The sequence below is a fragment of the Hyunsoonleella jejuensis genome (genome assembly GCF_900111025.1).
Lineage (GTDB): Bacteria > Bacteroidota > Bacteroidia > Flavobacteriales > Flavobacteriaceae > Jejuia > Jejuia jejuensis.
Map to the genome: position 1 here is coordinate 217,841 of NZ_FOFN01000003.1, position 13,148 is coordinate 230,988.

General features: G+C 36.2%; 5 protein-coding genes. All 5 read left to right on the forward strand.

The window, feature by feature from the left end:
• The first annotated feature begins 148 nt into the window (after positions 1-148).
• The 5 genes from BMY39_RS11015 (at position 149) to BMY39_RS11035 (ending at position 13,113) form a co-directional block, all read left to right on the forward strand.
• Positions 149-3,421 carry a family 78 glycoside hydrolase catalytic domain gene (locus tag BMY39_RS11015; protein ID WP_092579588.1) on the forward strand — a complete coding sequence of 1,091 codons (3,273 nt, stop codon included), beginning with the start codon at positions 149-151 and terminating at the stop codon, positions 3,419-3,421.
• A gap of 4 nt (positions 3,422-3,425) precedes the next feature.
• The gene (locus BMY39_RS11020; RefSeq protein ID WP_177176590.1) at positions 3,426-5,945 is read left to right on the forward strand and encodes a family 78 glycoside hydrolase catalytic domain; all 2,520 of its coding nucleotides are present in this window, start codon (positions 3,426-3,428) and stop codon (positions 5,943-5,945) included.
• Positions 5,946-5,962: 17 nt separating this feature from the next.
• Positions 5,963-9,217, forward strand: a complete 3,255-nt coding sequence (locus tag BMY39_RS11025; RefSeq protein ID WP_092579592.1) for a family 78 glycoside hydrolase catalytic domain — start codon at positions 5,963-5,965, stop codon at positions 9,215-9,217.
• Positions 9,218-9,220: 3 nt separating this feature from the next.
• Entirely contained in the window at positions 9,221-10,630 is a 1,410-nt protein-coding gene (locus tag BMY39_RS11030) for an L-fucose/L-arabinose isomerase family protein (RefSeq protein ID WP_092579594.1), read from the forward strand.
• 101 nt (positions 10,631-10,731) lie between these two features.
• On the forward strand, positions 10,732-13,113 hold the full coding sequence (locus BMY39_RS11035) for an alpha-L-rhamnosidase-related protein (RefSeq protein WP_092579596.1): 2,382 nt from the start codon (positions 10,732-10,734) through the stop codon (positions 13,111-13,113).
• Positions 13,114-13,148 lie beyond the last annotated feature (35 nt).

Below are 13,148 nucleotides of genomic sequence, written 5' to 3' on the forward strand. Positions count from 1 at the left end.
GTTAATTGTGAATTTGGATAAATCAAAAGAAATTTACAAACAAGTTATAAATGAAGTGGATTGAAATCTTGCGGGAGGGGACAGGATAGTAATCTATGTGTTTTTAGTTTTATTTATTACTTTCAAACTAAACCAAATAATATATCGCATGAAACTAAAGAACGCTGGCAGCATTTTTCCAAGTTCTATATTATTGTTAATAATTATAAGTGGACTAATATGTGTCTCTTGTGGGCAATCGCTTTTAAGAGTTAAAGATTTAAAATGTGAGTACCGTACAAATCCTCTCGGTATCGATAATACAATGCCAAGATTTGGTTGGAAATTAATTGATGAAAACAACCAGAGAGGACAAAAACAAACCGCTTATCAAATATTAGTGTCTAGTAATATTGAAGGATTAAAAAATGATAAAGGTGATGTTTGGGACTCAGGTAAATTTAAAGCGGATAAATCGGTCAACATTGAGTTTTCAGGAAAACCTTTAGAATCTGGAAAACAGTATTTCTGGAAAGTGAAAATTTGGGATGCTAATAATTTAGAATCCAATTGGAGTGAAGTCGCCAAGTTTTCAATGGGCTTATTGAACCCAGAAGATTGGAAAGCCGAATGGATTTACAAAAAAGACCAAAACAAAAAAGACCATAATTGGTATAGAAAAAAATTCACTTTAGAAAGAACGCCTCAATCCGCATTCATTCATGTGGCCTCTTTTGGCTATCATGAATTATATGTAAATGGCAAAAAAGTTGGAGATGAAGTTATGAATCCTGTAAATTCCTTTATGAAAAAACGCCTGCCTTATCTTACTTACAATATAAAAGATTATTTGGTAGAAGGTGATAATGTCATTGGTATTTGGCATGCCGCAGGTTGGGCAAGATGGGGTCGCATAAAAGCATATTTCGACCCGCCTTTTGTTTTCAAAGCTCAGGCCAATATTAATATGGGGTACGACAACATCACCTTAGTTTCAGATGGGGCGTGGAAATGTAAAAAAAGCTATAGTGCTTACCATAGCTCTTGGGATATTTTGGATTTTGGTGGCGAAATTATTGACGAACGTTTACGAGAAGAAGATTGGAATACTGCAGAATATAATGACAGTGCTTGGGCAAATGCTGTTGTTTTTGATGAAACAGATATGCAAGATGTTGAAGTAACCAATATCAATTTGGGACCTAAAGGGGCTATACGAGCACCAAGTACAGATGCTAACCCACCAATAAGTAAAATTACCGCAACTCTAAGTGCACAAATGGTGGAACCACAAGTAAAATTTAAGGAGGTTAAACCTGTTGGTGTTGAAAAGAATAAAGAAGGTAATTATGTGATTGATATGGGCGAAAATTATACAGGTTATTTTGAAATGAACCTGCACAATGGTAAAGAAGGTGATACGGTTACTTTTGAAATAGCCGACCATAAAGAGGTGTCCACTTCTTGGGAACAGCGTAGTAAATATATTTATGATGAAACCGGAGAAGGACATTTTACTAACCGATTTAATTTGGCTGGAGGTCGCTTTGTAACGGTTTATGGGATTAATTATAAACCTGAATTAAAAGACATAAAAGGTTACGTTATTACCAACAACCGAAAACAAATTAGTAAATATAAAAGCTCAAGTGAGCTTTTGAACAAGATTTACCAAGTGAATTTGAATACCTACATCGCCAATACAATAGATGGTATTTTGGTAGATTGCCCACATCGAGAACGCCGTGGTTGGGGAGAGGTTACTGTAGCCGCTATGTACGGTGATGCATTGCCAAATTTTGAAAGTGGGGCCTATATGATGCAATACGCACAGTTTATGCAAGACGCACAGGCCGATGATGGTAAAATGCGAGCGGTAATAAATGGCGACGATTTTGAGTTTTTAATGTGGATGGCCAACAGCCCTATTACTATTTGGGAAACCTACCGTATGTTGGGAGACAAACAATTATTAGAAAATCATTACCCTACACTTAAAAAATGGATGCATTGGCTTTATGAACATTCAGATTATGATACTGGTGGTGCACTTAAAATTGGTGCACAAGGCACTTTAGAATTTCCGGGTTTAGGTGATTGGTGTACACCTAGAGGCAATTTTTGGACATCGAGTAATTCTCCTGAGTCTGAACATTTCAATAATTGCGTGTATGCCTATATGCTCGAATCGGCTTTAGAAATAGCAAAAACGCTGAATAAGAAAGAAGATGTAAAATTATTTGCAGACCGTTTAACGGTGCAACGAAAAGCAACGCACCAAGAAATATATAACGAAAAAACTGGAAAGTACGGCGAAGGTCATCAGGTAAATCAAGCCTTTGCTTTGTTATCCGGAGTTACACCACAAGCAGAAAAGCAAAAGGTTTACAATAATTTAGTAGACCAAATACTTTATAAATTTCCATACTATGATACTGGTAGTTCTGGGCAAGCCCTTTACACCCGCTATTTTATAGAACATGGAGAGCGTATGGATTTAATTTATGAATTACTGAAAGATAAACACCACCCGAGCTATGGCTACTTTTTAGAGCAAGGTAAAACGGTATGGCCTGAGCGGTGGTCGGCAATTGGGAATAGTCAAATTCATACGTGTTACACGGGTATTGGAGGTTATTTTATAAAAGGTTTTGCGGGTATTCGTCCAGACCCTGAACAACCAGGGATGCAACAGTTTATAGTAAAACCCACCCCTGTAGGTGATTTAACTTTCACCAATACAAGCTTTCAATCTACATATGGCAAAATAGTATCGAATTGGAAAATAAATGATGAAGCAGCCGCTTTTCATATTGAAATTCCTGTAAATACATCTGCTAAAGTTTATATTCCAGCAAACCGAATTGAATCTGTTTTTGAGGGTTGTATTAGTGCAGAAAAATCAGAAGGTATTAAATATATAGGCTCAGAAAAAAGTGATGCCGTTGGAAATTATATCATTTTTGAAGTTGCTTCTGGTATTTATGATTTTGAAGTTTCAGAATTACCCACAGTAAGTTACCCAGACCCAATAAATAAACCTGATAACTTGGCATTAATAGGGCGTATAAACGCTTCTACAATGACCATTGATTCTGAAAAACTACCACTTTTTGAAGCCTTTCGAGCAAATGATGAAAACGAAAAAACGTTCTGGAAAGCCAGTTCAAACACAAACGAATGGTTAGAGGTAGAATGGTTTAAACCACAAACGTTTAATAAAATTATCATAAACGAAAAGCGCAATCATATTTCAAACTATAAAATTCAGTACTTTAAAAATGGAGAATGGATTGATTTGGCAGAAGACACATCTTGCGGTACATACAAGACTCACAAATTTCAAGAAGTAACCACGTCAAAATGTAGAATTCTAATAATTGCTTCAAATGATATTCCTGAAATTTCAGAAATTGAAATTTATAATTCAAATGAACATTAAATTAATGAAATTGACAACTTTAAAGAAAAATACAATTTTAGTAATACGTTTTGTAGCAATATGCTTTCTATTAAATAGCTATTTGCAATCAAATGTATTAAGTGCTCAGGTTGATTCAATCACTTCAATAAAGTGGAATGATGCAAAATGGATTGGCTACACCAAAGACCATCGCCCTGAAGAATGGGCTGCGAGAGATTTGGTGCGCAACCAACCCCCCATGGATATTAATACTTGGGTCCCTAAAGAGGAAGACTTAAAAGTAACTCGACGCAAAACCCATCCTTCTGTGCTTTTAAGAAAATCATTTTCAATAACTAAAGAAGTGTCATATGCAGAAGTAGCCGTTTGTGGATTAGGGCTTTATGAGCTGTATTTAAATGGTGAAAAAGTAGGGGACCGTGTACTCGACCCTGCACAAACCTCATACAACAAGCGGGCTTTTTATGTACGTCATAATGTAACCGAAGCGCTTCGTAAAAACAACAGTTTGGGAGTAATGTTAGGTAATGGGTTTTATGGGCAAAATATGGCATTTTCACCTGGACTTTCATACGGCAAACCTCGAGCAATATTAATATTAAACATAGTTTATAAAGACGGAACAAAGGAGCAGATTGTAACCGATGAAAGCTGGAAAGTTCATAGCAGTCCTATTCTTTTTGATAATATTTACCATGGAGAAACTTATGATGCCAGAGAGGAAATTAAAGATTGGTGCAGTTTTAATTATGATGATACATCATGGGATACTGCAGAATTAATGGAAGTACCTAAAAATACTTTGATTAAGCAGGAATTAGAACCCATGCGAAAGATCAGACCAATTAAACCTATTTCTATTTGGAAAGCGGAAAAGGGTTGGATATTGGATATGGGGCAAAACATGACGGGTTGGTTAGCCATTTCCGTAAAAGAAAAGGAAGGTACTGTTGTAAAAATGCGTTTTGCCGAACATCTCATGCCCAATAAACAAAACATAGACCCTGCATCTACTGGTATTCACGTTACTGGAAATACCCAAACCGATATATATATCTGTAAGGGTGATGGAACTGAAACTTGGGAACCCCGTTTTACCTATCATGCCTTTCGCTATGTTCAAATTGAAGGACTCAGTGAAAAGCCAGATTTAAGTCAATTTACGGGTTGGCTAGTACGCACCGATGCAGAACGTATAGGGACGTTTAAATGTTCTGATATGCTTATCAATAAATTTTATGAGGTGTCCATGTGGACCATTGAAGATAATATTCAAGGGTTGTTAAGTGATTGTCCACATCGCGAGCGCTGTGCTTGGATGGGTGATGCCTACGTGGTTGCCGAAGCAGCTAGTTTTAACTTCGATTTGAAGTGTTTGTGGCAAAAAACATCGTCTGATATGGAAACGGTTTTAGGGGTATCGCAGGCACATTTTAAAGACCCTTTTCCTTATGATGCGCGCACACCTGCAAATATTTCCGTTGGAAAGCGTCTCTGTTTACAAGCACGACCAGACTGGGGGGCTGCCACCATTATGGTACCATGGTTTTCGTATGTGTATTATGGCGATAAGTCAATTATTCAAGGCGCTTGGGAGATGATGGAAGGTTGGATGGCCTATTTAGATGAAAAAGTACAAGAAGATGGTATTATAAACGGCGGATTTGGAGATTGGTGTCCTCCTGGAGGTAATCCAGAAATGGATACAGCACCAGCTTTGACGTCTACCGCGTTGTATTATCAGTCTTTAGTATCAATGGAAAAAATGGCAATGGTTTTAGAAAAAAGAGAAGCCGCTAATAATTATGCTGAAAAAGCCAAAATGGTAAAGACCGCTTTTAATCAAACTTTTTTTAATGCAGAAACGAAATCATATGGTTCTCAAACGGGTAATGCTTTTGCAATATATTCTGGTTTAGTTCCTGAAGGCTTGGAGCAGTTGGTCGCTGATAATTTGGCTACCATTATAATGAGAGATAAAAAGGGGCATTACAGCACGGGTATATTTGGACATCGTCCACTTTACACTGTACTGAATGATTATGGACATGATGCCATAACCAAGCACTTATGGAGTATTACTGATTATCCAAGTTTAGGATTTATGACCGAGGAGCACGATTTAACTGTATGGCCGGAGGGTGTTAATAATTGGGATAAAACTAAACGGTATTATCGACACTCATTTAACCATCCCATGCAAAGTGGATTTGCTGCTTCGTTTCATGAAAGTTTAGGAGGCATCAGACCTAATGCAGAATACCCTGGATTTAAAAAGTTCTATTTAAAACCAACGTTTCTTGAAGGGGTAGATTGGGTTGAGGTAACGCACAAATCGCCGCAAGGCACCATAGAAAGTTATTGGAAAAAAGAAGATTCAAAAGTTGTTTGGACTATTTCGGTGCCAGAACAATCAGAAGCTATTGTGCAGTTACCTTACTATAAAAAAGAACAAATCAAATTAAATAATACATCAGTTAGTGCTAATGTATTTAATGTATCATCGGGTAAACACATCATACGTATATCAGATTCAAAATAAAAAATCAAAGTGTTAAAATGAAGTATCTAAGGAATTTTGGAACCTATCTAATCATTGTATTGGTTCTTAATCTGTTTGGCAGTTGTAATACGAAACCTTCCCAAGTAAAGGTTACGGACCTTAAATGTGAATATAAATCAAACCCTTTGGGTATTGATAACACGGCGCCAAGGTTAAGTTGGAAACTTTTAGAAGATGTGCAAACAAGGGGTCAGAAACAATCGGCGTATCAAATTTTAGTGTCTAGTACTTTAGAAAATTTGGAAAGCAATAATGGTGATGTTTGGGATTCAGGTAAAACTGAAACCAACCAATCGGTAAATATCAATTATCAAGGAAAAGCTCTAGAATCAGCGAAACAGTACTTCTGGAAAGTAAAAATTTGGGATAGAGATAAAATCGCTTCAAATTGGAGTGAACCCGCTACATTTTCTATGGGCTTATTAAACCAATCTGACTGGAAAGGGGATTGGATTATGAAACCAGACCAAGAAAAGACAGACCATAATTGGTATAGAAAGAATTTTGAATTAAAAGAAAATCCATCTTCGGCATTTGTGTTTGTGGGTTCTTTCGGTTATCATGAATTATATGTAAATGGTGAAAAAATTACGGATAATGTGTTGAATCCAGTATCATCATACATGAAAAAAAGGATTCCTTATTTAACTTATGACATTTCGGATAAACTGAAGAAAGGCGATAATGTGATTGCTGTTTGGCATGCTGCAGGTTGGTCTAGATGGCGACGAATTAGAGAATACAGAAATATCCCTTTTGTGTTTAAAGCGCAAGCCGAAATTCAAACAGAGAATGAGGAGATAACGCTAAGTACAGACGAAACTTGGATAACTAAAAAGAGCCATAGCGAGTATTTTGGTGATTGGGATGTTTTGCGTTTTGGCGGTGAAACTATTGACGATAGAAAACGTGAGGACAATTGGAATACATCAGACTATGATGATACGAATTGGGAGCATGCAGTTGTTTATAAGCATGAAGCATTAAATGCAAAAATAGCTAAAGGAAACAACATTAATTTTGCTATAAATAGTAAAAAAGATAGAAAAGTTCGCGCCTTATACAGTCCTATTAAAACTACTCTAAGTGCGCAAATAGTAGAGCCACAAGTTAAATTTAAAGAGATAAAAGCTATTGCTATTGATAAAAATGAAGACGGTACCTATCGTGTAGATATGGGAGAAAACTACACCGGTTTCTTTGAAATGGATTTGTATAATGGTGTAGAAGGCGATTCTATTACGTTTAAAATTAGTGATCAAACGGAAGTGGTCATGAACTGGAACCAAAAGAGTAAATATATCTATGGTAAATCAGGACAAGGAAAATTCCAAAACCGATTTAATGTGGCTGGAGGACGATGGATTACCGCTTATGGTTTGAACTATGAGCCTAAATTAGAAGATATTAAGGGTTATGTTATTACTAATAATCGTAAGCGAATTAGCAAATTTACATCCTCAAATGAGCAACTCAATAAAATTTATCAAATCAATTTAAATACGTATTTGGCTAATACTATGGATGGTATTTTAGTTGACTGCCCACACAGAGAACGTCGAGGTTGGGGAGAAGTTACAGTAGCCGCCATGTACGGCGATGCTTTACCCAATTTTGAAAGTGGTGCTTATATGGATCAGTATTTACAATATACCCGAGATGCTCAGTTGTATGATGGTCAAATCAGGGGTGTTATAAATGAAGAAGATCGTCCGTTTTTAATGTGGAAAGCCAATAGCCCATTAACTGTATGGGAAACCTATAGAATGTTGGGAGATAAAAAGGTATTAGAAGATAATTACGAGTCTATGCAAAAATGGATGCAATGGCTCTATGATAATTCAAAGTACAAAACAGGAGGCGCTTTAAAAGCAGGAAAACAAGGTGCAAGAGAATTCCCTGGTTTAGGTGATTGGTGTACACCAAGAGGTAATTTTTGGACAAGCAGTAATTCCCCTGAAGCCGTTCATTTTAATAATTGTTTGTATGCTTTTATGTTAGATAATGCGATGCATATAGCAGAAGCTTTAGGTAAAAAAGAAGATGCAAATACCTATAAAAATAGGCTAAAAGTACAAAGAGAAGCTACTCATAAATTGTCTTATCATCCAGAAACAGGTAAATATGTAAAGGGGTATCAAGTAGATCAAGCATTTGCATTATTGGCAGGGGTAACACCAGCATCAGAAAGAGAAAAAGTAGAAGCTGTTTTGGAAGATAATGTACTCTATAAATTTCCTTATTACGATACAGGAAGTTCAGGGCAAGCCCTTTATACTCGATATTTTACAGAATCTGGAGAGCGTATGGATTTGATTTATGAGCTACTACAAGACAAGCATCACCCTAGTTATGGTTACTTTTTAGAACAAGGTAAAACCGTTTGGCCAGAACGATGGTCTGCCATTGGTAATAGTCAAATACATACCTGTTATACAGGTATTGGAGGCTATTTTATAAAAGGATTTGGTGGTATTCGTCCCAATCCAGAACAACCAGGTATGCAGCACATGCTTATTAAACCTGCTGTAGTTGGCGACTTAACTTTTGCAAATACCGAGTATCAATCTATGTATGGAAAGGTAGTTGTGAATTGGAAAAAAGAAGATAATGGTGCTTCGTTTCATATTGAAATTCCAGCAAACACTTCGGCTAAGGTGTATTTGCCTTCAAATGATAAACATGATATTTATGAAGGTGAACAATTAGCTGAGAAATCTGAAGGTGTTGAATATGTCGGTTCAGAAAAAAATGAAGCGGTTGGTAATTACATCATATACAATGTAGCGTCAGGTGTTTATGATTTTAAAGTGAATGCATTACCAAAAACAGAATTTCCAGACCCAATAGATTCACCAAGCAATTTAGCATCTATTGGTAGGATGAATGCCTCATCTATGTTTATTGAAACAGAAAAACTACCCGGATTTGAAGCCTTCAAAGCTAATGATAACAACGAAGAAACCCGATGGCTTGCCAATGGTACAACAAATCAATATTTAGAGGTGGAATGGGTGAAGCCACAAGCCTTTAACAAAGTGGTTGTTGATGAAAACGGAGACCATATTTCAAAGTATACCATTGAATATTTTGATAATAATGAATGGGTTATATTGGTAAACGGCACTAAATGTGGTAAAAATAAAGAACACAATTTTGAGAAGGTAACTTCTAATAAGTGTAGAATATTTATTGAAGAAGCAGATAAAGCACCCTCAATAAAAGAAATAAAAATTTATAACAAAAATTAATACATGAAAGTAGGATTATTTGGTATCGGGTTAGATACCTATTGGCCTCAGTTTGAAGGTTTATTAGAACGTTTAGAAGGTTATCAACAGCAAATTGCTAATAAGATGGAAGGCTTTGGGGCCGAAGTGATAAATGTTGGTTTGGTAGATTCTCCTGAGGTAGCAAGAGAGAAAGCACAGATATTAAAAACAGAAGATGTAGATATCTTATTTTTATATGTATCTACTTATGCTTTGTCATCTACAATATTACCTGTGGTACAAAAAGTGAAATGCCCTGTAATAATTTTAAATATTCAACCCGTAGCAGCCATTGATTACGAGAACTTCAATAAACTAGGTGATAGAGGTAAAATGACAGGTGAATGGTTGGCACATTGTCAAGCATGCTCTGTACCTGAATTTGCTAATGTACTCAATCGTTCAGGAATTGATTATGAATTTGTTACTGGTTATTTGGATGAACAATCGGTTTGGGATGATATCCAAGACTGGATAGATGCAGCTAAGGTGGCGGCTATAATGCGAAATAACAGACTCGGCGTTTTAGGACATTATTACTGTGGCATGCTTGATGTGTATTCAGACTTAACCAAGCAATCTTCAGCTTTTGGGACACATATAGAAATTGTTGAAATGTGTGAAGTTAAAAAATATCGAGATGCTGTAACCGCGGAAGAGATAGAGACAAAAATAGCTGAATTTCGAAGTATTTTTGAAGTTATTGATGCCTGTGAACAATCAGAATTAGAGCGCGCTGCTAAAACTTCTATAGCATTAGATAAGTTGGTTGAAAATCATAATTTGGGGTCTATGGCTTATTATTATGAAGGGGAAACGGCTAACGAATATGAAAATATAGTAACATCTGTCATCGCAGGAAATACGCTACTAACAGGTAAAAATGTTCCAGTTGCAGGAGAGTACGAAGTGAAAAATGCCCAAGCCATGAAAATCATGGATGCCTTTGGTGTTGGTGGTTCGTTTTCTGAGTTTTATGCCATGGATTTTAATGATGATATCGTTATGTTAGGTCATGATGGTCCAGCGCATTTTGCAATTGCAGAAGGGAAAGTGCAATTGGTACCGTTACCAGTATATCATGGCAAACCAGGAAAAGGCTTATCTATTCAAATGACAGTGCAACATGGTCCCGTGACGTTGCTTTCAGTAGTAGAAGGTAAAGATGATGTGTTTTTATTAGTCGCAGAAGGCGAATCTGTAGAAGGTCCAGTGCTTCATATAGGAAATACCAATAGCCGTTACCGTTTTTCAATAGGAGCCAGAGCATTTATGAACCAATGGTCTAAACAAGGGCCTTCACATCATTGCGCTATTGGTGTTGGGCATATAGCTAGTAAAATTGAGAAATTGGGAAGTTTACTGAACCTAAGAGTAGTTAGAATTTGTTAAAATTTCATTTTAGTCCATGACATTACAGGATAACTATTATGTAAACTTTGGTTAGTTTTCGGTTTCAAACCAAATAAAGCACTTAATACAAGTAATCAGTAATGGCAACAAAACCCAAAACAGTTCAATTTATTCAGTATATAACTGTACTTCTTTTTTTAACATTAAGTGTAACAGCTTTTGGCGGCAACCCAAATTGGCAAAATGCCCAATGGATTTGGCAAGAAGAAGACGGACCATCCAATACTTGGATGAGTTTTAGTAAAACAGTCACAATCGATGAAGTTCCAGAGGTTGTTGAAGCTTATATTTCAGTAGATAGCAAATTCTGGCTATGGATAAATGGAGAAATGGTTTTATTTGAAGGCGGTTTATCAAGAGGACCAAGTCAATCAGGAGCATGGAATCGTAAAGAAAACATAACACCTGCAAACTCTTGGTACGAAACCGTAAATATTCAGCCCTATTTAAAAAAGGGAAAAAATACCATCGCCATTTTAGTATGGTATTGGGGACGTGAAACACACAAAGGAACGCACATAGATAGTGGGAAAGGTGGTTTGTTGTTTTCATCAGAGATAGGTAAGCAAAATGTAGTTTCAGATAGTTCTTGGAAAGTCTTACAACACCCAGGCTATGATAATACAATTGAACCAGCTAGTAAATCTTTGGTGCAGTATTCTGTAAAATTTAATGCTTCTAAAGCTTTAAACGATTGGTCAGATAAAGCTTGGTATTCAGAAAGTTTTAATGATAGTAACTGGAATTTCGCAGTTGAAAAAGGAAAATTGGGTGTTGCACCTTGGTACAATGTAGAACCAAATATAGTTCCGCACTTAATTAATCATGGATTACAAAATTATAAAAATTACGACGATTCAAAATTCCCATTTGTGAGCGATGGAACGACCATAAAAGCCATATTGCCTTTCAATAAACAAATAACGCCTTATTTAGAAATAGACGCTAAAGCGGGAGATACTATTTTTATTACAACAGACAACAGATTGAATAGAATTACTGCAACGTACATTGCTAAAGACGGTAAACAGTCTTTCGAGAGTTTTTCTTGGATGAACGGTCATGAAATATTATATACCATTCCAAAAGGAGTAAAAGTAAACGAGTTAAAATACCGATGGATGAGTGTTGGTGAAATGGTTGGTAAATTTGAAGTTGATGACCCTTTTTACCAGCGTTTGTGGTGGATGGGAAACAACACCTTGTTTGTCTGCGCACGAGATAATTTTATGGATTGCCCAGACCGAGAACGGGCTTTATGGATTGGTGACGTAGCAGATCAAGTAGGTTATTTATTTTATACTATGGATAATGCTGGACGTCAATTATTAAAAAAAGCCATTTTACAAACCACTGCATTTAGTGAGAACGGAGTAATGGGAGCTTTAGGGCCTCTAAGAGTTCGTGAGTTGGTTGCACAAACTTTGCAATTTATAGCGCAAGGTATTTGGCCTTATTATTTAAATACAGGAGATAAAGAAACTTTAGAAAAAGCCTATCCTTATGTGTACGACTATTTGGCCTTATTTCCAATGCAAGAAAATGGATTGCCAGAATATCGAAAAGGTAAAAGTCCAGATTCTTGGGATTGGGTAGATTGGGGTGTTAAAAATACCGCTGATAAGCAGCCCATTCAAATGGCATTTTACTATTTCGCTCTAAAAGAAGCTAAAAAAATGGCAGAAGTTTTAGGTAAACCTGAGCATATAAAATGGTATTCAAACAGAATGAAAACAATGAAACCTGCGTTTGATAAAGCGTTTTGGAAGAATGGATATTACAGTACGAATTCAGAAAAATTGAAAGATGATAGAGCAAATGCTATAGCTATTGTTTCTGGAATTGCAAATCCAGCATATTATAACCAAATTGTTGATAACGTACTGATTCCAAATCGTTTTTCGAGCCCCCATTTTGAGTGGCTTGCAGAAGAAGCCATGTGTATTGCTGGTAGATATAAAGCATCTCTAGAAAGAATGAAGGTACAATATCAAAGTCAAGTAGACAAAAAGGAGATGACTACATTGTATGAAATGTTTCCAAAAGGAGGTAGTTACAATCATGCGTGGAATGGTTCAAATACCATATTTTCAAAATATGTGGCAGGCGTAAAACCTACTAAAGTCGGGTGGAGCGAGTTTACTGTTATGCCCGAGTTGGTGCACTTTAAATCGATACAAAAATCGATTCCAACCGTAAAAGGAACTATCAATATTGATATGAAAAAAGACAGGAAATCATATCAACTAAAATTAGAATCCCCGAAAAATACAACGGCTATTATCGGTATACCTAAATCTGATAAGGAAATTACTATAGTAACAGTAAATGGTACTATGGTTTGGAAAAAGGATAAAAATAAAAACCAGTTGAACGGTCTAGAATTTAAAGCCGAAGATGATAAGTTTTTAATGTTTACGGTTCAATCTGGAGATTGGGCATTTGAGGCTTCATATCGATAACAATAAAATATGGTTTGGATTTTAAAATATCAATC

Excerpts from the sequence above, each read along its gene's own strand:
- BMY39_RS11015 (WP_092579588.1), top strand. The coding sequence starts at position 149 with ATGAAACTAAAGAACGCTGGCAGCATTTTTCCAAGTTCTATATTATTG.
- BMY39_RS11020 (WP_177176590.1), top strand. The coding sequence starts at position 3,426 with ATGAAATTGACAACTTTAAAGAAAAATACAATTTTAGTAATACGTTTT.
- BMY39_RS11025 (WP_092579592.1), top strand. The coding sequence starts at position 5,963 with ATGAAGTATCTAAGGAATTTTGGAACCTATCTAATCATTGTATTGGTT.
- BMY39_RS11030 (WP_092579594.1), top strand. The coding sequence starts at position 9,221 with ATGAAAGTAGGATTATTTGGTATCGGGTTAGATACCTATTGGCCTCAG.
- BMY39_RS11035 (WP_092579596.1), top strand. The coding sequence starts at position 10,732 with ATGGCAACAAAACCCAAAACAGTTCAATTTATTCAGTATATAACTGTA.